Origin of the sequence: Campylobacter concisus, from assembly GCF_002913745.1 — a bacterium.
In the GTDB taxonomy this organism is placed as follows: Bacteria; Campylobacterota; Campylobacteria; order Campylobacterales; family Campylobacteraceae; genus Campylobacter_A; species Campylobacter_A concisus_R.
The window spans coordinates 38,897-61,280 of the sequence record NZ_PPCG01000034.1; the positions used below are offsets into that span (position 1 = coordinate 38,897).

A 22,384-nucleotide genomic window follows, 5' to 3' on the forward strand; every position below is an offset into this window, starting at 1 on the left:
AACCTTTTGTGTTAGTTTGCTTTTGTCCTGAAAGTATAAATTTGGCTTTTTGGGCCGGAAATCACGTCGTGCAATTTCTCTAAATTTAAGTTTTGATTATATAAAATCCGGGCTGAAATGTCGGTTATACGCTTATAAATTTGGGCTTAAGATAGCTCGCTCATTTTTCAAAAGGATCATTTTTGCCCTACGTAAATAAATTTATCGCCACTGCAGATCACCAAAAAGCTTATGAAATTTTGCTGAAAAATGGCTTTAACATGAGCCAAACTCAGCGTCTCATCGATAAAGGCAGGCTGATCTGTGGCGGCAGTGTCGTGAGTGAGAAAAATGCCGTTTTGTGCGGCGATGTCTTTTTGATCGACTATGAGGCCAAGCCAAAAGGACTAAAGCCGATCTTTGAGTGCGAGAGCTTTGCGGTATTTGACAAGCCAAGTGGCGTGCTGAGCCACCCAAATGGCAGACACTGCGACTACTCGCTAAATGATGAAATTTACACACTTTTTGGGCGAGATGCGAGCGTGGCACATAGACTAGACTTTGAAACAAGCGGCGTGATAGTCGTGGGCAAAGATAGAAATTCTACGATAAAACTAAAAAAAACCTTTGAAAACAGAGAGGTTTCTAAAAGCTATGTCACGATGGTGCAAGGCAAGATCTGGCGAGAATTTACGATTGATGCTAAGATGGATCTAGCGAACAACTACGACGATGTGAAAATGCGAATGCAAATTTGTGAAAACGGTAAGAGTGCGGTGACTAAAATTTTGCCTATAAAGTATTTTGACAATATCGATACGACTTTGGTTCGGGCCATCCCACTCACTGGCAGGCAGCATCAAATTCGGTTGCATTTGTTTCATGTGAAACACAAGATCCTTGGCGAACCACTTTATGGTTTGTCTCGTCCGCAGATCGAGAAAATTTTAGACAAAGAGATGAGCGAGCGTGAACGGATAAATTTAACTGGAGCGAAAAGACTCTTGCTTCACTCGGATGAAATTTCATTTAAATTTAATGAAATTTTTTACACCATAAAAAGCAAATTTGACGCCGAAAGTGAGTTTTATAAATTTGCAAAAGAAAGTTTTATTTTAGCCTAAAGGTTTTATTTTCTTCTGCAAGTTTTTCTAACTCTATTAAATTTTCTCTGCTTTGCGTCAAAAACTCATCAAATTTAAAACCTAGCACTACTATTCTATAAAGCTCTGGTTTATTTTTTCTCCAATTATAGATAGTTTTTGCATCTATTTTTAAAATCCCAGCCATATCACGTTGTGTTAAATTTGCCATTCCTAATCCTATTTTTTGGGAGATTTTAAAGTAAAGCTTTATAACTTTTAACAAAGTAAATATTTCTTACTTATATTTAAATATAAGTAATTATTCCTTTAATTTATTATTTATTAAGAACATAGCAGGTAATATTTCCGTTTAAATATTTAAAAGGAGGCAAGATGAATAAAATCATCAAAAAGACATTTGGGGGACTTAGTATGTCATATTATTTAAGACATCTATTTTTTGGCGCTATAATGGCAGTATTTTTTATATATATGTTTTACAATTTAGGTAGAGCATCGATTTTAGTGGCTCTTGTTTTTGTGGCAAATGCTCTAATTTATCCGTATTCGCGTTTTGTTTATGAAAGTATAGTCGATTTTATTTTTGGGAATAACGTCTTTTTTGTAAATGCATTATTTTTACTTGCAACTAAAATTATAACTATGCTTATATGTTTTAGCTTTGCTATATTTATCGCGCCTATTGGACTTATATATCTTTACTACTATCACAACAAAAACAAAACCTTTGACGAGTAGATTTTATAAGCCAAACTTTAGTTTATACTTGCACAAGTTTGGCTTTAATACCTTAAAAAATACTATTTCTCCCCAGATATAACTTTAATAAGTCCAAAGATTCCAACTCCAACTACGATACATATAAAAATTATCTCGGCGATATCAAGAGCTGTCATTTTTTACTCACGTTAGTTTTATCGTTAGTTGGTTTTTCTTCTGCTTTAGCTGCGTTCTTATCGCTAACGTTAGCTTTAAATTTTGGATTTTCATTTCGCTGTTTTAGCTGGCCACAAGCAGCACTTATATCAAGTCCTTTACTCTGTCTGATTGTACAAGTGACACCATGATCCCTTAGATATTCTTGAAATTTTAGCATGCTAGTAAGCTCAGGTCGTCCAAATTCACTGCCCTCATGTGGGTTAAAATATATGAGATTTACCTTTGCCTTGATACCATGCAGCAGTTTTACCAGCTTTTTCGCGTCACTGACACTATCGTTTAGGTCTTTGATAACAAGATATTCAAACATCACACGCTTTCGCATATCGATAGGAAATCCCCTAACAGCATCCATAACGGCCTCGATATTATACGCCTTATTTATCGGCATCAAGCGGCTTCTAAGCTCGTTAGTAACAGCATGTAGTGATATAGCCAGCAAGACACCAATGTCCATCTCGCCAAGCTTTTTTATCTGACTGCCAAGACCGCTAGTTGAAACAGTTTGACGGCGTGGCGATATGGCTAGACCCTCATTAAGAGCTAAAATTTTGATCGCTTTACTAACGTTAGCAAGGTTATCAAGTGGCTCACCCATACCCATATAAACGACATTTATGCGCCTCTCGTATGGTATGTTATTCTCTCTTTTTATCCATAAAATTTGCCCTACGATCTCGCCAGCAGTCAAATTTCTAACAAGCCCGCCCTTTGCTGTTAGGCAAAAAGCACAGCCCATTTTGCAGCCAACCTGCGAACTAACACAAACAGTGTAACGAGCATGGCGACTAATCTTGCCATCTTCGTCACTAATCTCCTCTTTCATCGGCAACAAAACGCTCTCTATCTTTAGTCCATCTTTTAGCTCAAAAAGATACTTGATAGAGCCGTCGCTACTTTGCTCAAATTTCACACATTTTAGAGGATCAAGATAAAATTTCTCAGTCAGATCCTGACGCATATCCTTTGGCAAATTTAGCATTTGGCTAAATTCAGTAGCATTTTTTTTATATACCCACTCATAAATTTGCGTCGCTCTAAAAGAGGGAGAGACTAGCTCTTTTAACTCTTCAATGCTAAGATCAAGCAAATTTTTCACATATTTTCCTTTACATATTTTATTAGTAGCTCTTTGGCAGCAGAGTGATTTTTTATAAAGTCAGCATGCGCATTTTTATCACAAAAATTTGTCGCTACAAAAATTCCATAAGCCGGAATTTTAAAAATTTGAGCCACTTTTAGAACAGAAAAAAACTCCATATTTTCTAAAAAATAACCCTTTTCAAACATTTTATGGGCCAAATTTTTGTCTGTCGTTATGAAATTTGATGAATTTGTTTTGATAGTTCCACGTGAAACAATAGAAGAAATTTCACACTCAATAGGCGAATAAGATCTATTTTCTATGCTAGAAATTTCAACATTTGCCCCAATCGAGCTTTCATAAATTTGTAAAATTTCACCATCTTTATAAAGGCCAGCTGAGCCAACAAAAACTATCTTTTCTGGCATTTGATATAAATTTCGCTCGGGATTTTTTGACGAATTTTGGTTTAGATTTTGCAGCTCTGGGTTTGATGAGTTTGCAAATTTAGCCTCGATCTTTGCGAGGTAGTGCGGATCAATATTTTTTAAATTTATACCCTTTTCATCAGCTCCCGCGCATGATTTTTTTTGCAAAAACTTTGTCAAATTTATCGCCATATCGACTAGCCCCACCCCCATTGGCAAAGCAAAGTCAAAAATTTCATTTTTTCCAGCTGAGATAACTAACATCAGAGCCTAACCTCAACGCCATTTGCTTTAAGATACTCTTTTAGTTTTTTTATCTCGATCTCGCCAAAGTGAAATATCGAAGCCGCCAAACACGCATCAGCCCCAGCCTCAAAAGCCTCTTTAAAATGCTCCACCTTGCCAGCGCCACCACTTGCAATAGTCGGTATAGAAAGCGCACTAAATATCTTTGTTAGCTCCAAGCTAAAGCCCTGTTTGACGCCGTCGTTATCCATAGACGTTAGTAAAATTTCCCCTGCTCCGCGCGACTCGACCTCTTTTGCCCAAGCAAAGGCATCTTTTTTGGTATCGATCCTGCCACCATTTATAAAAACACTATAACCATTTTCGATCTTTTTGGCATCGATCGCCACAACGACACATTGCGAGCCAAATTTTTTAGCTGCTTCGTCGATCAAATTTGGATCTTTTATCGCCGATGAGTTTAGGCTAACCTTGTCACAGCCCGCATTTAAAAGGCGAGAGATATCATCGATCGTGCGTATGCCACCCCCAACGGTTAGGGGTATAAAAAGCTTGCTTGCGACCTTTTTTACCACATCAACTATCGTATCACGGCCAAGGTGAGAGGCTGTGATATCCAAAAAGCAAAGCTCGTCAGCGCCCTCATCGTTGTATCTTTTAGCTATCTCGACTGGGTCTCCAGCATCGACAAGTCCAACAAAATTTACACCTTTTACGACCCTGCCGTCTTTTACGTCGAGGCATGGGATTATGCGTTTTGCAAAATGATTCAAATTTATCCTTTGTCTATCTTTCTAGCTGCCACCTCAAAATATGGCAAACTAGCCCAATTTTCTCGGTTTCCAACTATATAAATAACCTCTTTTGCCCTTGTTAGCGCCACGTTTAGCAGGTTTGGCTTGCTAGCAGCCCACGCTCTAGCACCCTTTGTCGCTCCACCTAACACAAATACGATAATATCAGCCTCTTTGCCCTGCATAGTGTGGATAGTGCCTGCACCTTTTAAATTTCTACAAACATCTTTAAATGGCGTTATTATTCTGATGTTATTTTTTTCATTAGCTAGCTCACCTGCTAAGAGCTCTTTAACCACCTCGCCCTCGGCTTTGTTATAGTTACCTATCCACTCCTCGCTTCTAACATCTATCCACTTTGTTTGCACGTTAGTGTTTGCAAATTTACTAGCCGCGTTTCTGCCAAGTATCATCATATCGTCGTATGTAGTCTCGTTTGATATCTCAAACATAGGGTTAGCGCACCTTCTATGCACGATCAGTGGTGAGCCGACCCAGATACTCTCGCCGCTACCTTTTATATATGTGCCGATATTCTGCGCTTTGTCGGCTCTTAGTTGCACAGAGGACTTAAGCAAGTTAAACTCCTCCTTTGCCTCACAGTAGCTAAGGATCGCGTTATTTAAACTAACTGGTAGTGTTACGACAGGCTCAAGTTGAAGTGGGTCGCCAACCACCACAGCCATCTTTGAGCGGAGTAAGGCACCTAACGCGTTAGTTAAATTTGCCTGCCCTGCTTCGTCTATCAAAAGCATGCCTATATCGCCATTTAAAAGCTCTTTAAAGGTATTATTAAACGAGGCAAAAGTCGAGCTAACAACTGGCGTTAGCAAGAAGAGCCCCTTAATAATCTCACGTCTATGCTTTGCCTCTAAGCCGTTTTTCTCAGCCATCTTTTCATCGTTGAAGATAACGCTAATGGCACGTAAATTTGTCCTAACAGCCTCTTTGCAGGCAAAAATGGCAGCTTTGTGCAAATTTAGCGCCTCTTTAAAAAGCTCTATCCTAGCCTTAAAAAGCTTTGTCTTGTGAAATTTCTGATCTATGCCAAATTCCATCATAAATGGCATACTCTTTTGCATCTCTTCGTTGCTCTCGCTAAAGCTGCCGTTTAGAAAGATATCTAGCTCCTCGCTCCTACCAAGTATCTTTTGGCGTCTAGCAAAGTCGCTTTGTAGCCTTTTGTAGAGATTTATCTTTACACCAAGCTCTGCAGCCCTGCTCTCAAGCCCTGTTATCTCCTCTTTTAGCTCGTTTAGCCTTGCCTCATTTTTCTCTTTGCTCTCGCCATTTTGCTTGCTAGCTTTTAAATTTTGCTCAGCTATCTGGCGATTTATCTCACCGACCTTTAGCGCCTCGTCGCTATACTTTTCAAAGGCCTCTGTCTTAAAAATCTGCTGAAAGAGAAAAAATGGCGGCTTTTCTGGTGTGCTTAAATACTCCTGCAAAGCTTCATTTTGACTAACAAGCCTTGTTAGCTCGCTAAATTCAGCCTTTTTATCTTCAAGCTCGTCACTAACGCTAGCAAATTCGCTCTCAAGCGGAGATAAAAGCTCCTCTATCTGCTTAGCCGAGTAGTAGCTCTCTAGCCTTCTATCGACGTCGGCTAGCTCTATTTTAAGGCTCTTTAGCTCCTCTTCTTTGATCCTGATCTCACTAAAAAGCAAATTTACCTCGTGAAGTGCGAGGTTAAATTTCTCCTTCGCTTCGTCAAAATCATCAATCCCTTCGCCAACTGCCAGATATTTGCCAAGCCCCATCAAAAAGCCATCTTGCTCCAAAAACTCGCCATACTCTTTTGTGATCTCGTCATACTGGCTGTGAGTAGCCTCGATCTTTACGCCATTAATTGCGTTAAAAACAAAATTTGACTTATTTTGCTTTGAGCCAAGCGCCACGCAAAATAGCCCCCAAGCTGGCTTTGAAATAAAGGACTTCTCGCCATATTTGCTCTTTTCATCAGCTGAGAGCAGCCTTGTGGCTATAAATTTAAAATAATCAATCTCGCCCGCATAATCCCCTATGCTCTTTAGCTGGCTTAGCTCCTTGCTCAAAATCTCAACTGCACCGTTATTGCAAGAGCTAACGACCATTTCATAGCCTTGCAGCTCGTCATTTAGCCTAAAATAAAGCGCCTTTTCATCACTGTCATAAACTGGCTCAAAGATATCGTGCCTGCTCATTTGCGCAAGCTTCATCGCCCTAAGCGTAACAACCTCAGCCATCACGTCCTTTAAAAGTGTCGTTTTCCCAGTGCCTGGAGCGCCATTTACGCTATAAATCCCACCGTTACCTTCTTTAAATTTCTCTATGATGTTATTTAGCGCCATTTGCTGCGAGAAATTTAGTGCAAAATCACTTGCAAAAGCCGATCTTGGGTAGCGCTCAGCCTTAAAAAAGTCCCTCACAGCCCTTTGATTTAGCTCATCTCTAACGTCAAGCCTCTCAAATTTATTCTCACCGCCCTCGTCTAAAAACTGATCCGTCAGCTCGTGCGTCCTACCTGACTCATAAAATTTGATAAGCAAATTTATATCATCTATAAAAAAGCTATTTAAAAGGGCGTCGTTCTCTTTAAAATTTGGGTCAGCGATCCTTACTTCAAGCCTGATCACATCTTTGCAAAATGGCGTCTTTAGCGAGCTTTTTAGCTCCTCATGGACTGCTTTTACATAGTCGCTAAGCTTCATTTTCTCTTTGTGGATAGAAATTTTATCCTTGATGTGTTCGCACTCTTTATTAAAGTCGTTTTGACTGATCTCTTTTAGGCGGTTTAGTCGCACAATCGCCCAAGGAGCCGTTGGGATAAAAAGCTCATTTGATGAGTTTGGCGTGAAAGATGGGCTTAACTCATCGTCTAAATTTACATCTTTTAAAGCAAAATTTTGGTCATCTTTACAAAATACCAAATCACCAGCAAGCTTAAATTTATAGCAAAACGCCTTTTCAAAGCTCGTTTGCTCAGATCGTAGCTCATCTAAAATTTGCTCTTTTTCAAATTTAATATTTGCTAGCTTTGAGATATAAATAGCAAGCAAGTCAGTCTCAAAAATGCCACCATAAATCGAAATTTCTATACCATTTTTTAAAAGCGAGTAATCAAATGCTCTAAAAATTTGTAGAAATTTCTCATCAAAATTTACGATCTCAAGGTCTATTGATTTTTTAAATTTGGTATTTGTCTTTTTTAGATCATCTAAGGTTTTTGGCTCTAGATATTTTGATAATAAAAAGTATTTTAAGGTATTTGCCTTGCTCAAATTTATGCCCTATTTCGTTATTATTTAGTGATTATAGTCCATTTTATATATGATTAAACTAAACTTGTAATCATTGTATAAGTAATTTTTGGCTAATATCGCGGCTATGATAAAGGCAAAAAAGCACTTTGGACAGAATTTTTTACAGGACAAAGCGACACTAGATAAGATCATCCAAGCGATACCCAATGACGTAGAAAACGTCGTTGAAATTGGGCCTGGCTTAGGTGATTTGACATTTAGACTTTTGCAAATTTATAAGACAACCTGTTTTGAGATAGATTGTGAGCTGTTTCAAATTTTAAAGGTCAAATTTGCAAATGAGATCCAAAATGGACAATTAAAACTTTTTTGTAAAGATGCTTTAGAGCAGTGGCAGCAAGAGGGCGGACTAAGTAGCGAAAACTACTTTTTGGTCGCAAATTTGCCCTATTACGTTGCTACGAAGATGATCCTAAATGCGATAGATGACGAAAAATGCCTTGGGCTTATCGTGATGATACAAAAAGAGGTTGCTCTTAAATTTAGTGCAAAGAGCAAGGATAAAGAATTTAGCTCTTTATCGATCCTCGCTTCACTTCAAGGCAGGTGTGAGCTTTTGTTTGACGTGGATGCAAAGCTTTTTAATCCACCTCCAAAGGTCACATCTTCAGTCATCAAACTACAAAAAACAAAAAAGATTTTTGGCAAAGACGGGATTTTCAAAGATGCAAAACAATACGAGGCTTTTAAAGTATTTTTAAGAGCTGCATTTGCTTCGCCAAGAAAGACGCTTTTGAAAAATTTATCCACAAATTTTGACAAAAAGACGTTAGAAGAAATTTTTGAAGACCTAGACTTAGCTCAAAATTTACGTCCACACGAGCTAGATGTCGATTCTTATCTAAAAGTATTTGAAAGATTAAAGGAAGATAATGAACGACAAAAACGAAGAGAAAGTTGTAACCAACCAAAGCAAAAACAACAAAAGACGAAGATTTAGACCAAAAAATAAACCAAAACAAGAGGGCGAAACTACCGAGCAAACATCACTAGCAAGCAAAAGCGTGATAGATAACTTCTTTGCAGCAGAGCAAGCTGAAAATGAAGCGCATGCCGAGCCAAAGAGTCAAAATCCTCGCCCAAAAAAGCAAAGAAATAACAAAAATCAAAACAAAACTGGCGAAAACAATAAACCAAAAGAGCAAAAACAGCAAAAAGAAAAGCCAAAACAAGAGCCAAAAGCTGAAGCTAAAAGCGAGACAAAAGAGCAAAAAGAAAAGCCTAAAAAGGCTAAAAAACCAAAGAAAAATTTACCCGCAAAGCTAAATGGCAACGAGCAGTGGCAACAAGATATCGCAAGCGCGATGGAGGCAAACAAAGCCACTCACGAGCTAAGACTTGAGCCACTAAAGTATCTAAACTCAAGCGAGCATAAAATTCGCATAACTCCACTTGGCGGTCTTGGCGAGATCGGCGGCAATATGACCGTCTTTGAGACCGAAACTAGCGCTATCATCGTTGATATCGGCATGAGCTTTCCAAGCGAGAGCATGCACGGCGTGGATATCCTCATCCCAGACTTTGACTACGTTCGCAAGATAAAAGATAAGATAAAAGGTGTCATCATCACTCACGCACACGAGGATCACATCGGCGCGGTGCCTTATTTTTACAAAGAGTTTAAATTTCCTATCTACGCCACACCGTTACCGCTTGGCATGATAAATAATAAATTTGAAGAGCACGGACTAAAACAAGAGCGTTCGCTCTTTAGATCGGTCGAAAAGAGAAAGCCTTATCTCATAGGTGACTTTGAGGTCGAGTGGATACACATCACCCACTCTATCATCGACGCCTCAGCACTTGCGATCACGACAAAGGCTGGCACGATCATCCACACAGGCGACTTCAAGATAGACCACACGCCGATAGATGGCTACCCAACAGACCTTGGCAGACTAGCGTATTATGGCGAGCGTGGCGTGCTTTGTCTATTAAGCGATAGCACAAACAGCTACAAAGAGGGCTTTACGAAGAGCGAAAGTAGCGTTGGCAAGACCTTTGACGCGATATTTTCAAAGGCAAAAGGCCGCGTCATAATGAGCACATTTAGCTCAAACATCCACCGCGTCTATCAAGCGATCGAGTGGGGCTTAAAATACAACCGCAAAGTCTGTGTCATCGGCAGATCAATGGAGCGAAATTTATACACTGCGATGGAGCTTGGCTATATCAAGCTTGATAAGAAAATTTTTATCGATGCAAACGAGGTTGGTAAATTTAAAGATGACGAGGTACTTATCGTCACTACTGGCTCTCAGGGCGAGACCATGAGTGCGCTTTACCGCATGGCGACAGATGAGCACAAATATATAAAGATAAAGCCGACCGATCAGATCATAATCAGCTCAAAAGCGATCCCAGGCAACGAAAACAGCGTCTCAACGGTGCTAAATTTCTTACTAAAATCAGGCGCGAGCGTCGCCTACCAAGACTTTAGCGAGATCCACGTCAGCGGTCACGCAGCGCAAGAAGAGCAAAAGCTGATGCTTCGCCTCATAAAACCAAAATTTTTCTTGCCGGTGCATGGCGAGTACAACCACATCGCAAAGCACAAAGAGACGGCCATTAGCTGTGGTGTGGATGAGCGAAATATCTATCTAATGAGCGACGGCGATCAGATGGAGGTTTGTCAAAAGTACCTAAAACGTGTAAAAACTGTAAAAACTGGCAAAGTCTTCATAGACAATCAAATAAATAAACAAATCGCGGACGACGTCGTCATCGACAGACAAAATCTAGCTGAAGCAGGTGTCGTCATGATAATCGCTCAAATTTCACGTCACGGCGCAAAGCTCATCAACAAACCTCGCGTCATCAGCTACGGACTTGTGGGCGACAAGCAAGACGCCGAGTTTAGAAAAGAGATGGAGGGCGTGCTAGAGCAATACCTAAGCAACGTCAAAGAGGAGCTTTTGAAAGATAGCAGACTACTCGAGTCACAGGTGCGCCAAGTGATCAGAAAGCACATATTTAGAAAGGTCAAAAAGTACCCAACTATCGTGCCGATCATCTATATAATGTAAGGAAAATTTATGCAAAAAGCCAACCAAATCGCCGCTGAAGTCTTAGAGATAGAAGCAAACGAGCTTTTAAGACACGCTAAAAGCGTAGAGATAGAAGATGCTGTAAATTTGATATATAACGCAAAGGGCAAAGTCATAGTAACAGGCGTGGGCAAGAGCGGTCACGTGGGCGCAAAGATCGCTGCCACGCTTGCAAGTACTGGCACGCCAAGCTTTTTCTTGCATCCGACAGAGGCCATGCATGGAGATCTGGGCATGATAGAAAAAGACGACATCTTGTTAGCCATTAGTTTTAGTGGCGAGAGCGATGAGCTTATCAAAATTTTGCCTCATGTAAAGCGCTTTGGCGTAAAAATAGTCGCCATGGCAAGAAGCAAGACAAGCTCGCTTGGTAAATTTAGCGACGCTTTTATAGATATAAATGTAGAAAAAGAGGCATGCCCACTAAATGCCGCCCCAACAGCATCAACCACGCTAACGTTAGCTCTTGGCGATGCGTTAGCTGTTTGTTTGATGCAAAAAAGGGGCTTTAAAAAAGAGGACTTTGCAAATTTTCATCCAGGTGGCAGCCTTGGCAAGAGGCTATTTTTAAAGGTCAAAGATGTGATGAGAAGCGAAAATTTACCGATAGTCCGCTGGAATGCAACCCTAAAAAGTGCGATCGATACGATGACGCATGGCAAGCTTGGCACGGTTTTAATAGTCGGTAAAGATGGCGTGCTAGACGCTCTTTTAAGTGATGGCGATCTTAGGCGCGCGCTTATGAGAGAGGACTTTGACCTAGACGAGCCAGCGATGAAATTTGCAACCTTGCATCCAAAAGAGATAAACGACAAAGAGATGTTAGCCGTAGATGCGTTAGCTTTAATAGAAAAGTATAAAATTCAGCTTCTAGCTGTCGTAGAAAATGGCGTGCCCGTGGGTGTTTTACACATCCATGACCTTGCAAATTTAGGACTATAAAATGGAAAAAACAAGACTAAATAAATTTATCTCGCATAACACAAACTACTCACGCCGTGAGGCAGATGAGCTGATAAAAGCTGGCAAGGTTAGCATAGCAGGACGCGTGGTTAGCGACCTTGCTACAAGCGTGGATGAAGATGACAAAGTGCGTATAAATGGCCGTTTGATAAAGCTAAAAAAGGAATTTACCGTTATCGTTTATCACAAACAAAAGGGCGAGCTAGTTAGCAAAAAAGATGACCGTGGACGAAAAACGATATATGACACGTTAGATAAGAAATTTGCAAAATTTGTTAGCGTGGGACGCTTAGACTACGCAAGCGAGGGGCTACTTTTACTAACTGACGCTCCAGCGATCGCCACAGCGCTAATGAATAGCGATCTAGAGCGCGAATACTACCTAAAGGTAAAAGGCGAAGTGACAAAAGAGGTGATAGAGGCGATGACAAATGGCTTTTTCGCCAAGGACGCCACCAAAGGCGCGCACGCAAAAACCACTATAAAATCAATGGAATTTAAGCCATTTCTAGCCTACAAGGTCTTTGGCTCAAGCGGTGGCTACACAAAACTAAAGGTCATCATCAACGAGGGTCAAAACAGGGAGCTACGCCGCTTCTTTGGCTACTTTGACCTTGAAGTGATGGACCTAAAACGTGTTAGCTTTGGACGCGTTAGCCTTGATATGCTAAAGCCTGGCAAATGGCGATACTTCGAAAATAGCGAATACGAAGACTTAAGAGACTTTTTGAAAGTTAATAACGTTAGATACTAACATCAGGCTTGTTTCTATAACAAAGAGGCAAGCTAAATTTATAAAAATGAATAAGAAATGAAAAAGATTGTTCTTTTATCCATGATATCACTAACTACCAGCTTTTGCGAGGATCTTTTTAAACTTGGGCTTGAGGCTTATAATAAAGGCGAGTTTGATAAAGCTGCCAAGCAATGGCAAAGAGGTTGTAATGATGGAAATATTGATAGTTGCACTAATTTAGGAACTTTATATGAAAACGGTCAAGGTGTGGCGCAGGACTATAATAAAGCAGCCGCCTTGTATAAACACGCTTGTGATAGTAAAGATGCTATTGGTTGCTATAATCTAGGTGGTTTTTATGAAAGAGGACAAGGAGTAGAGCAAGACTATACCAAAGCTGTCAAACTATACAAAAAAGCTTGTGATGGCAATGTTGCCCAAGCCTACCATAATTTGGGAGTTTTATATATAAACGGTCATGGCGTAGAGAAAGACTATTATAAAGCAGCTCAATTATGGCAAAAAGCTTGCAGTGACAAATATAGCACTAGCTGTTACAATTTAGGGATTTTATACAATATTGGTCAAGGTGTAAAACAAGACTATTATAAAGCAGCCGATCTATACAAACAAGCTTGTGATGATGGAGTTAGTGATAGCTGTTCTAGTTTAGGAATTTTATATGAAAACGGTCAAGGTGTAAAACAAGACTACAGTAAATCAGTAGAATTGTATAAAAAAGCTTGCAATAATGGATACAATCGCGGTTGTTTTAATTTAGGAGCTTTTTATCTAAAAGGCAAAGGCGCAAAACAAGACTATCACATAGCAAAAGAATATTTTGATAAGGCTTGCAAATTAGGGTTTCAATCAGGATGCGATTTTTACAAAAAATTAAACAAATAGCGCCTTGATACCAAAAACAACCTAGTAAGCTCTAACAAATTTAGAGCTTCTCTAAATTTATATCCTATTTTCTGAAAGTAGGATGTTTATATATGGGTTTATGAGCGTTTCGCCGCGTGCTGCGTAGAGCAAGACCTCTTTAAAGTAGTTGTCGTTTATGCCGTAAGTGTGAAACTCATACGCCCCTATGCCGTATCCCATCGGCGTAATATCGACCCTCGAGTACCAGGCATTTTGCGCTGGGATGTAGCGGTTTGTATCTCTTGAATAGACATATAACTTGATCTTATCTTTACTCTTTTGCCCCATATACCAGATGAAAGAATTTGTGATGTCGTTAAAGAAGTAGATGTCGCCATTTGGCATGATCGCCTGAGCTGTGTCGTTGTTATCAGCGATGAGCGTCCTGCTCTCATAACATATAAATTTATTTGGCGTAAGCTGCTCTATGGGCTCAGACTTGCCGTTATTTAGGACTAAAATTTTATCGTCGCTTATGTCGGCATTATAGGCGAGCACGGCTAAAACTAGAGCTAGCAAACAAAGAGAAAAAATTTGCTTTATCAAAATAAAAATCCTCTTAACAAATAGTATTTAAGCACGTAAAGTGAGCATATCAGCACGCAAACACTTAGCCAGATCGATGAAAATTTAAGCTTGTGTGAGTAGTTTGTCTTTGTGATGATCTCCACAAGATATGGCATGAGGCCGTAAAAAATGCCCAAAAACAAAGTGCCCCAGATGAGGTAGCCAACGTAAAAATAGTCGCTTCTTAGCATGCAGTATGGGCACTTGTGATTTGGCTGCTCATAAACATAAAGGCCAAAAAAGTAGGTGATAGCGTAGTAGCTAAGCACTAAAAATAGCAAATTTGCCACGAAGCTTGCCATGCTTTGCTTTAAGAAATTTAGCACCAAAATGACAAAAAATAGCACGAAAAATGCACTCACTAAGCCAAAATTTGTATAACCAAATGGCAGCTTTGGAGCCTGAAAAGTGACCGAGCAGCAAAAGACTGGCACTTTTAGCGGGATATTATAAAAAAACGAAATTTCTATGCCAAGCTCTATTAGTATCATCACAAAAAGGCAGATGAAAATGGCATATTTTTTCTTTAGATATGGGAAATTTAGAGCCTGCAAGTCGAGTTTATTTATAACCAGCCAGATGCCAAGCCCAAAGATCAGCAAAATTTTAGTGAGCATCAAGATGCCACCAAATTTATTTGAGCCGATCACGCCAGCTGAGCACATAGCCCCTGGCACGATGTCAGAGAGCTCATTTAGACAAAGTGCGAAAAATATAAACAAAACGATCTTTGTGCAGACACTAAAGAGCAAGATCGTATTTACAAGATAGTTTTGCTTTTCAAGTGAGTATTGAAGCGATGTTAGCGCGTTATAGTCCCACGATCTTACTATCCTAACGACGTAAAATAGCGAAATGCTCATCAAAACTAACAGCACAAACTCCGCTAACAAAAAGGCGATAACGGCGTTTGATAAAAATACGCTCATACTATCTCTCCGTTTTGTAAGCTAACTACCCTATCTGTAGCGCCTAGCTCGTCAAAAATGCTATCGTGAGTCGCGACTATGACACTTTTTTTAAGTGCTTTAAAAGACTCTAGCAAACTTAAAAATGCACGCGCATTTTGCCTATCTAAATTTGCCGTTGGCTCATCAGCCAAAATGATATCAGCGTCCATTGATAAAGCCCTAGCCACCGCACATCTTTGACGTTCGCCACCGCTTAAATTTGATACATTTTCATCTCTTTTGTGTGAGATATTTGCAAGCTCAAGAGCCTTTTTTATCATCTCTTCACGCACATTTGCCTTGAAATTTGTTAGAGCAAACGGAGCTAACAAATTTTCATAGACACTTAAGCCCTCGATGAGGTTAAAATTTTGAAAGACAAGCCCAAGCCTTTTGTGCCTAAAGTCAGAGCAAAATGCGTCAGGCAGCTTTGCTATGTTAGTGCCGTCTATCAAAATCTCTCCGCTAGTTGGCTTTTGAAGCAGGGCTATGAGCGAGAGTAGGGTGCTTTTACCACTTCCGCTAACGCCTTTTAGTATCACTAACTCGCCGTTATTAACGTCTAAATTTATATTTTTTAGAGCGCAAAACTCGTTTTGTTTGCCTTGGTTATAAACTAGGCTAACGCCTCTTATATTTATCATTTTAGCCCCTCATTTATGTCGCCACACGCCACACGCCACGATGGGATAAGGACAAATGCCAAAAATGGTATGACGCCAAAGACAAAGATCAAAAAGAGCTTATCAAACTCCAAAATAGGCGTGAAATTTGTAAAATTTAAAAGCTCATCGCCTAAAAATATCCCCTTTAAAAAAGGAGCATTTAAAACAAATACAAAGAGGTAAGCTAACATAACGCCAAGCAAAAAGGCGCTAACGCTAACGATGAAATTTTGTATAAATTTTAAAAAAATGATCTCTTTTATACTAAAGCCGATGCTTCGCAAAATGGCTATCTCACGCTTTTTGCTGCCATAAGCAAGTGAAATTTGGTTTTTAAGCAGCACGAAAAATATTAGCATAACGCTAACATAGATGCTCATAAAAATTCCGCCCTTATAGTAGTAAAGATGCCTAATGTTTGCCACCTCATCTTCTATGCTAATGGCAAATGAGTTTGGATATAAATTCTCTATCTTTAAAGCCACTTGGCTGATCTCTTCGCTATTTGGCACATCGACATAGAGCTTTGTGTATTCTTCATCTTTTAAATTTAAGATAGCCCTTAGCGTTTTTGGATGCAAAAATATCGCGTTATTTGTGATAAGAGCGCTTTGTTTTGGCATGGTTTTTAATATCTTTACTGGTATCATGCGCTCTTCTGTTAAGAAGTTAAAGCTCTCATCGTAGTAAAGCTCGTTCATAGCAGCTTTTACGCCCTCGCCAACGATCATCTCGTCCTCTTTCAAACTATCATCCTCATATAGATGAAACCAGACGCGCTTTTGCACGAAGTAGTACTCCCCATCAACCACACCCCTAACGTCAGCCACGCCATCGATCTTTGAGATGTCGTAGATGTAGCCAGGGTGCATGAGGTCTCTTTTGCCAGCACGAAAGGCGCTAACAACGATGCTTGATCTATCTTTTACTAAACTTATGAGATCATGCTGGATAGAGCCAGAGATGAAAAGCACCGAGCTTAGCACAAAGATAATGAGCGCAAAGAGGCAAAAGCTAAAAAGGTGGTCCTTTTTGTCTTTAAAAAGCAAGATCACGGCGTAGTTTATGAAATTTCTACTTATCATAGACAAAGCCCTTTTGCTCTTTTAGGCTAAAGCTAGAAGCTAGATTTGCCCTTGTTATCTTTGAAATTTCTCTTAGCTCATCTTGCTTTGCTTTGTGGTCAAAGCTAAGGTAGTGCGCCGCTAAAAGCGTGTATGAGAGTCCAAAAAATAACGCCAAAAATGCTAAAAATTTCACTTTATTTACCAGTAAATGTCTTTATCTCGTCAAATTTTATGACACCTTTGCCAGCGTGATCTTTCATAAAGCTCTTGGCCTTTGCTTCGTCTTTAAACGGGATAAACTCCTCGCCCATCGGTCCAAAAACGTTTGAGCCATGAACGTAAAACGCCTCTTTTGCATCAAGCTTTTCAAGCGTGTAATAATCACTCACGTAAGCCTCTTTCACCACCTCATCAGCAAAGTAAAAGTGCGCCATATCTTTTACGCCGTCAAAGTAATAATCCTTGCCACCAGCTTTGATAAGCGTCGCCCACTGCTTGTTTTTTATAGGCATGCCACACACCGCACATCTTGCATCCTTTGGTAGCTCGATGCGCTCTTTTGCCCCTTTATAGGCGTTTATGTTTGCATCACTCGTCAAATTTCCAGCCCATAAGGCAAAAACTGCGCTAAGCAACAAAGCTATAAATTTCATCTTATCTCCTTTAGTTTCTCTTTTTCTAACTCACCCTTTTCATAGAGTTTTTTTAACATCTCATCATCAAAGTCTATCTCGTAGTAGCCCTTTACAAACTCGCTAAATTTATCAAACTCATCAAAGGCATAGCCAAGCAGCCAGCGTCCGCCGTTATTGCCACCGACTAAATTTTGATGCTCCGTCCCGTCATACCAGATAAAAAAGGTCGTCTGCTCTATCTCATCTGACAAGAAGTAAGAGCGAAATTTAGCAGCCTCGCCACTATAAATTTGCTCTACCACGCTTTTGTCTGCTGTGCTAAGCGAATTTAGCTCATTTTCATGGTCAAACCCTCTAACAAGCACCGCCTCACGCGTAAATATCACATCGAGCAGATCGCCCTGCCCGTTATCTACCACGTATCTTAGGCTATTTTCATCCTCTTTTTTAGAAATAAAGCCTTAGATACTCTTCATCTGGCTCTAAAAAGGCACTATCAAGCACATATAGCGCCTCTAGGCTTGCTTGCATGTTACCCCAGTTTTTAAAACTCATCAATTCTTTCCTAAAATTTCTAAATTCTCGCACGCCTCTTTTAAGCCATTTTTGCAGCTTTTAGTGAAAATTTCACGTGCTTTTTCTACGTCCTCTTTCACGCCTTTGCCCTCAGCTAGCATGATAGCGTAGTTGTTGCAGCCCTTTTCATAGGCGTATATGCACGCTTGCTCGTAAAGCTTTGTCGCTTTTGTAAGGTTTTGATCAACCCCTTGCCCATAAACATATAAAAAGCCAAGGTTGTCACACCCTATGCCAGCTTCGTTTGCGCAGGCCATCTCGTAGTATGTTTTAGCTTTTGCGTAGTCTTTCTCGGTGCCTTCGCCCTGAGCATATAAGTAGCCAAGGTTGCTACATCCCATGCCGTCCCCTGCTTTGCAAGCCTTTTCATAAAGCTCTTTTGCCTTTTTTGGATCTTTTCTCACACCAGTACCATTTGCATAGAGCAAGCCAAGCTCCGTGCAGCCCTCGTTGTCGCTACATGCTTTTTCGTAAAATTTAACTGCTTTTGCTAGGTCTTTTTCTACGCCTTTGCCTTTTTCATAGACGTAGCCAAGGTTGCTGCAAGCCATAGAGAAATTTTGATCGCAAGCCTTTTCATAGAGCATTGCCGCTTTTGCCTCGTCCTTTTTGACGTTGCCGTCACCCCTGCTGTAAAGCACAGCTAGGTTGTAGCAGCCTGATGCCTTTTTCTCTTTGTCGCAAGCATCTTTATAAATTTGTGCTAGTTTATTGTGATCATCTTTTGCGTTTAAAGCCTCTTTGATGTAGCCAGCATTTAAAACGCACAAACTAGCAACAAGTAAAACCAAACTCTTCATCATATCTCCTAAACTACTTTTATATCTCTACCGCGGTAGGCTAGGGCGATTAGCAAGGCAAGAGCCGCTAAGATCAAATATATTAGCCCTGAAACGCCAAAACTTTCGCCATTTGCGTATGAGTGAAGTCCGCTAAGGTAGAAATTTACTCCAAAATATGTAAAAAGCACCGAAGCAAATGATAGCACGCTAGCCGTTAAAAAGGCAAAAACGCCCCTTAGCTTTGGTATAAACCTTAAATGAAGCACTATGGCATAGACGATGATCGTGATGTATGACCAGCTCTCTTTGCTGTCCCAGCCCCAGTATCTACCCCAGCTCTCATTCGCCCAGACGCCGCCTAAGAAATTTCCGATAGTTAGCAAGCTAAGTCCTATGATGAGGCTTAGCTCGTCAGTAGCGGCTAGGTATCTTATCTGTTCGCTAAGCTTTTGCTCGTTTTTGTCATTTTTTAGAGCCATCAAGATAAGTCCCACAAGACCTAGCACAAAGCCAAAGCCCAAAAAGCCGTAGCTTGCTGTGATGACGCTTACATGCACGCTAAGCCAAAATGACTTTAAAACTGGGACTAAATTTGTTATCTGTGGGTTTATAAAATTTAGATGAGCTACCAGCAAGCTAACACTTGCAAAGAGCGAAGCAGCGCCAAGAGCGAAGCTTTGATGCTTGAAAAATAGCACTCCAGCTAGCACGCTTATAAGCGAGATATAAACTAAACTCTCATAAGCATCGCTCCAAGGTGCGTGGCCTGAGATATAAGCGCGTAGGGCTAAATTTAGAGCATGCACTATAAATGCAGTAAAAAATGCAAGGCTAAGCGCTCTTTCAAATCTAAATTTCCTTCCAAAAAATAGCCTATAAAAGCCAAGGGCGAGCGAGGCAAGAGCTAGGATCATATAAAAATAGATAAGAAATTTAAATATCTCCATTTGATTGTAGAGCAATTCAAGGCTGACTTTTGCCTCGCTTGGCGCAAGAGAGCCTAGAGTGCTTCTTTGATAGTTTGAAATTTGCTCCAAGCTCTTGTCAGCCCCTGCGCACTCGCCACTTTTTACGCAAAGGCTTAAATTTTCTATGTAAGCGCCTAAAACGCTTTTAAACTCATTTGAAATTTCATCTTTGCTAAAGGCTTCATTTACGCCTAGCCACGTGATCGCGTCATTATTTTTAGCGGGGATAAATTTTAAAATTTCGCCCTTTAGCGCAAGGTATAAGATGTTTAGCCTCTCGTCAAATTTAATGACATCACTATCAAATTTATCTCTTTTTGAGGTGGATTTTTCATTTGCAGCCTCTACAAATTTAGCCAGCTTATACTCGCCATTTTCGTTAAAGACGTCATTAAAGCTAGCAAATTTCTCACTAACGCCAAGAAGCTCACCCACGCGCTCACTCGTGATCTTTACTATCTTTTTATCCATCCACTCTTGTGGCGAGATGGCAAAAGAGAGCATAAGCTCATCGCTGCTAAGCCCAAAGAGCGTGGTTTTGGTTGAAATTTTGCTTATTACTGCCCTTGTGTAAGAGCCAGCTGGTGCGATCCTGCTATCAGTTTGAACCAAAATTTTGGCAAATTTATCTGCGTGAGCTTTAAAATTTGTAGCTTCGTCGCTTGCAAAATTTGGCGTAGCGTTTAGCAAAAGCAGGGCCAAAAGTGCAAACTGCGTGCCTTTTATGAAGTTACAAAGTCTAAAAAATCGGCTCTTTTTGCTAAATAAATTTCCCACAAAGCCAAGGCAAAGCAGAAAATATCCGATGTAAGTTGGCACTTTGCCAGGATCAAAGCTGATCTCAAAGGCGCTTCCAAGCTCGTCAGCGTCGTATGATGACTGAAAAATTTTATAGCCCATGATGCTAAGTGGGTGATTTAGCGAAATTTCATGCTCGCTTTTTGCGATGCTTACTTTGCTCGTGTAAGACGATGGGCTATTTAGCCCTGCGTAGCGCTCTAGGATAAATTTATCAAGCCTTAGTGAAAATGGTAAATTTATAGCCCTTGAGCTAAAGTAAAATTTCGCCTCTTGCCCATCAAAGCTCAAAATGCTTGGCTCAAGATCATATCCAGCGCCACCTTTTAGCTTGGCGGTTTTGCTCTTTTCATTAGCAAAGCCAGCCTCTATGCTAAGCGTGGCTGGAGCGTTTTTCTCATCTTTTTTGTAGCCAACTATCTTTATAATAAATTCTTTGCCGTTTATATCTTTTTTGAAGCCAAAGTCGTTTTTGCCAAGTAGACTAAGTCTTAGTGGATATTCAAAGCTTTCATTTGAAATTTGCACTCTCAAATAGGGCTTTGTGCTTTGCATATAGTTGCCACTCTCGCCCACTCTAAGATGCATAACGCCCTCTTCGCCAAAGTATCTTGTAAGCGCAGCACCGATGAAGATCAGAATAAAAGCAAGATGTATCAAAAATGCGCCAAATTTCTTATACATCTTGGTTTTTACGATGCTAATGGCTAGGCAAATAACGCAAGCTGCCATGACGCACTCGTACCAGAGCGCTTCATAAACAAGCACTCTAGCCGTCTGTGTGTCATAAAAATTTTCCAAAAAGGTCGCCGCCCCTGCACCAAAAGCAAGGATAAATAATAATATTAAAGACAAGCGATAAATGTTTAAAATTTTCATCACCTGCCCTTAAGCCTTAAATGCTATAAGTCTGTCCTGCATAAAGTATAAAAACCCTAAGCAATAAAACGCCAACGACTGCTGCAAATGAGCCAAGGTAGAAGCTAAATTTCATCTTGCCAAGTGCAAAATTTAAAACAAGAGGCAAGACAAAGCCAACTAAAACAACCCCAAGCCAAAAGAATTTAGCCCAAACGCCACTATAAAATGCAACTGCTGCCTCTTGCTGATAGCTTGAGCCAAGCAAAAGTGAGACAAAAAGCATTAAAATGAGTAAAATTTCAGCGCATAAGACGTAAAACTCCACGCCATGAAGCGAGCTAAGGTCGCTTGAGTGCGGATCTTCTTTGAAAAATAGTGCTGCTATCAAGCTGCTACCACTTATGCCAGCACTAAGCCCTGAAGCTATGAAAAGCGCTGGTAAAACGGCGGTGTTTAAAAGTGGAAATCTAATGAGCACCGAGATCAAAAAGCCTGTATATGCGCAAATGATAACCGCAAAAATCAGGCAAAGCGCGCTTAAGAGCGGATAAAGTGGCGATAAAATTTTCATCACGCCATCAAAAAAGCCACAAAATGACTTTAACTCTGCATTAAAAGCGTATAGACACATCAAAAAGCTAAGTGGTATAAACACGCAAAGTCCTGCTACACCGATAGACATAACCGATGTGAAGTTGTAATTAATCAAAATTTTCCAAAACAAAAGTGGCTTTTCAAGGTCAGCTATCAAGCAAACCATACCAAGCATGATGCTAACGAATGCCAAAAGTGAAGCAGCCTTAAAAAATGGGCTAAAGCCATCTTGCCTTTTGTAGCGCTTTAGAACTATGGCAGCTATTAGCGCTCCGCCGCTCATACCAGCTAGCAAAAGATAAACAGCGATCGGCCAGCCCCACTCAACTGCGTGCGAAAATGTCGCAGTGAAATTTAATGCACCATCCAT

General features: G+C 40.3%; 22 protein-coding genes. 7 read left to right on the plus strand and 15 right to left on the minus strand.

All coding sequences use genetic code 11. From position 1 onward, the window contains the following. Positions 1-182 precede the first annotated feature (182 nt). A complete protein-coding gene (locus CYO90_RS04825) occupies positions 183-1,103 on the plus strand; it encodes a pseudouridine synthase family protein (RefSeq protein ID WP_103578666.1) in 921 nt (306 codons plus the stop codon). On the opposite strand, the gene CYO90_RS04830 is transcribed toward CYO90_RS04825, so the two are convergent. Continuing rightward, entirely contained in the window at positions 1,090-1,293 is a 204-nt protein-coding gene (locus tag CYO90_RS04830) for a transcriptional regulator (RefSeq protein ID WP_103578667.1), read from the minus strand. The two genes, CYO90_RS04825 and CYO90_RS04830, sit on opposite strands and share 14 nt — an antisense overlap. A gap of 164 nt (positions 1,294-1,457) precedes the next feature. Between CYO90_RS04830 and CYO90_RS04835 the strand changes: the two genes are divergently transcribed. Continuing rightward, positions 1,458-1,823, plus strand: coding sequence for a hypothetical protein (locus CYO90_RS04835; protein WP_009295193.1), 366 nt, complete (start codon positions 1,458-1,460; stop codon positions 1,821-1,823). Between the two features lie 154 nt (positions 1,824-1,977). Here CYO90_RS04835 and rlmN read toward each other — a convergent pair whose 3' ends face one another. The 4 genes from rlmN to CYO90_RS04855 are packed head-to-tail and all read right to left on the minus strand — an operon-like array spanning position 1,978 to position 7,836. Beyond that, positions 1,978-3,123, minus strand: coding sequence for a 23S rRNA (adenine(2503)-C(2))-methyltransferase RlmN (rlmN, locus tag CYO90_RS04840; protein WP_103578668.1), 1,146 nt, complete (start codon positions 3,121-3,123; stop codon positions 1,978-1,980). Continuing rightward, on the minus strand, positions 3,120-3,800 hold the full coding sequence (locus CYO90_RS04845) for a purine-nucleoside phosphorylase (RefSeq protein ID WP_103578669.1): 681 nt from the start codon (positions 3,798-3,800) through the stop codon (positions 3,120-3,122). The genes rlmN and CYO90_RS04845 overlap by 4 nt, the downstream gene beginning before the upstream one ends. After that, positions 3,800-4,555: an imidazole glycerol phosphate synthase subunit HisF gene (gene hisF / locus CYO90_RS04850; protein WP_009295189.1), complete on the minus strand. Its 756-nt coding sequence runs from the start codon at positions 4,553-4,555 to the stop codon at positions 3,800-3,802. Before hisF ends, CYO90_RS04845 begins: the two co-directional genes overlap by 1 nt. Positions 4,556-4,557: 2 nt before the next feature. Continuing rightward, positions 4,558-7,836 carry a DEAD/DEAH box helicase gene (locus CYO90_RS04855; RefSeq protein WP_103578670.1) on the minus strand — a complete coding sequence of 1,093 codons (3,279 nt, stop codon included), beginning with the start codon at positions 7,834-7,836 and terminating at the stop codon, positions 4,558-4,560. 106 nt (positions 7,837-7,942) lie between these two features. Between CYO90_RS04855 and rsmA the strand changes: the two genes are divergently transcribed. The 5 genes from rsmA to CYO90_RS04880 are packed head-to-tail and all read left to right on the plus strand — an operon-like array spanning position 7,943 to position 13,530. After that, complete coding sequence (gene rsmA, locus CYO90_RS04860) at positions 7,943-8,818, plus strand: 16S rRNA (adenine(1518)-N(6)/adenine(1519)-N(6))-dimethyltransferase RsmA (RefSeq protein ID WP_103578714.1); 876 nt, start codon at positions 7,943-7,945, stop codon at positions 8,816-8,818. After that, the gene (locus CYO90_RS04865; protein ID WP_181000212.1) at positions 8,751-10,904 is read left to right on the plus strand and encodes a ribonuclease J; all 2,154 of its coding nucleotides are present in this window, start codon (positions 8,751-8,753) and stop codon (positions 10,902-10,904) included. The genes rsmA and CYO90_RS04865 overlap by 68 nt, the downstream gene beginning before the upstream one ends. Before the next feature lie 9 nt (positions 10,905-10,913). Next, a complete protein-coding gene (locus CYO90_RS04870; protein WP_103578671.1) occupies positions 10,914-11,867 on the plus strand; it encodes a KpsF/GutQ family sugar-phosphate isomerase in 954 nt (317 codons plus the stop codon). A gap of 1 nt (position 11,868) precedes the next feature. Next, positions 11,869-12,642, plus strand: a complete 774-nt coding sequence (locus CYO90_RS04875) for a pseudouridine synthase (protein ID WP_009295179.1) — start codon at positions 11,869-11,871, stop codon at positions 12,640-12,642. Positions 12,643-12,699: 57 nt separating this feature from the next. Continuing rightward, positions 12,700-13,530: a tetratricopeptide repeat protein gene (locus CYO90_RS04880; RefSeq protein ID WP_103578672.1), complete on the plus strand. Its 831-nt coding sequence runs from the start codon at positions 12,700-12,702 to the stop codon at positions 13,528-13,530. A 57-nt stretch (positions 13,531-13,587) separates the two neighbouring features. Here CYO90_RS04880 and CYO90_RS04885 read toward each other — a convergent pair whose 3' ends face one another. From CYO90_RS04885 to nrfD, 10 genes are all read right to left on the minus strand, one after another. Then, positions 13,588-14,097, minus strand: coding sequence for a hypothetical protein (locus tag CYO90_RS04885; RefSeq protein WP_103578673.1), 510 nt, complete (start codon positions 14,095-14,097; stop codon positions 13,588-13,590). Further along, positions 14,094-15,047, minus strand: a complete 954-nt coding sequence (locus CYO90_RS04890; protein WP_103578674.1) for a hypothetical protein — start codon at positions 15,045-15,047, stop codon at positions 14,094-14,096. The genes CYO90_RS04885 and CYO90_RS04890 overlap by 4 nt, the downstream gene beginning before the upstream one ends. Beyond that, the gene (locus CYO90_RS04895) at positions 15,044-15,712 is read right to left on the minus strand and encodes an ABC transporter ATP-binding protein (protein ID WP_103578675.1); all 669 of its coding nucleotides are present in this window, start codon (positions 15,710-15,712) and stop codon (positions 15,044-15,046) included. Before CYO90_RS04895 ends, CYO90_RS04890 begins: the two co-directional genes overlap by 4 nt. Continuing rightward, complete coding sequence (locus CYO90_RS04900; RefSeq protein ID WP_103578676.1) at positions 15,709-16,818, minus strand: ABC transporter permease; 1,110 nt, start codon at positions 16,816-16,818, stop codon at positions 15,709-15,711. The genes CYO90_RS04895 and CYO90_RS04900 overlap by 4 nt, the downstream gene beginning before the upstream one ends. After that, complete coding sequence (locus tag CYO90_RS04905; RefSeq protein ID WP_021084005.1) at positions 16,808-16,993, minus strand: hypothetical protein; 186 nt, start codon at positions 16,991-16,993, stop codon at positions 16,808-16,810. The genes CYO90_RS04900 and CYO90_RS04905 overlap by 11 nt, the downstream gene beginning before the upstream one ends. Position 16,994: 1 nt before the next feature. Continuing rightward, on the minus strand, positions 16,995-17,453 hold the full coding sequence (locus CYO90_RS04910; protein WP_103578677.1) for a nitrous oxide reductase accessory protein NosL: 459 nt from the start codon (positions 17,451-17,453) through the stop codon (positions 16,995-16,997). Beyond that, positions 17,450-17,854, minus strand: a complete 405-nt coding sequence (locus CYO90_RS04915; RefSeq protein ID WP_258030657.1) for a hypothetical protein — start codon at positions 17,852-17,854, stop codon at positions 17,450-17,452. The genes CYO90_RS04910 and CYO90_RS04915 overlap by 4 nt, the downstream gene beginning before the upstream one ends. 135 nt (positions 17,855-17,989) lie before the next feature. After that, a complete protein-coding gene (locus tag CYO90_RS04920; RefSeq protein ID WP_103578678.1) occupies positions 17,990-18,811 on the minus strand; it encodes an SEL1-like repeat protein in 822 nt (273 codons plus the stop codon). 8 nt (positions 18,812-18,819) lie between these two features. Then, entirely contained in the window at positions 18,820-21,438 is a 2,619-nt protein-coding gene (gene ccsA, locus CYO90_RS04925; RefSeq protein ID WP_103578679.1) for a cytochrome c biogenesis protein, read from the minus strand. A gap of 16 nt (positions 21,439-21,454) precedes the next feature. Continuing rightward, positions 21,455-22,384 carry an NrfD/PsrC family molybdoenzyme membrane anchor subunit gene (gene nrfD / locus CYO90_RS04930; protein ID WP_103578680.1) on the minus strand — a complete coding sequence of 310 codons (930 nt, stop codon included), beginning with the start codon at positions 22,382-22,384 and terminating at the stop codon, positions 21,455-21,457.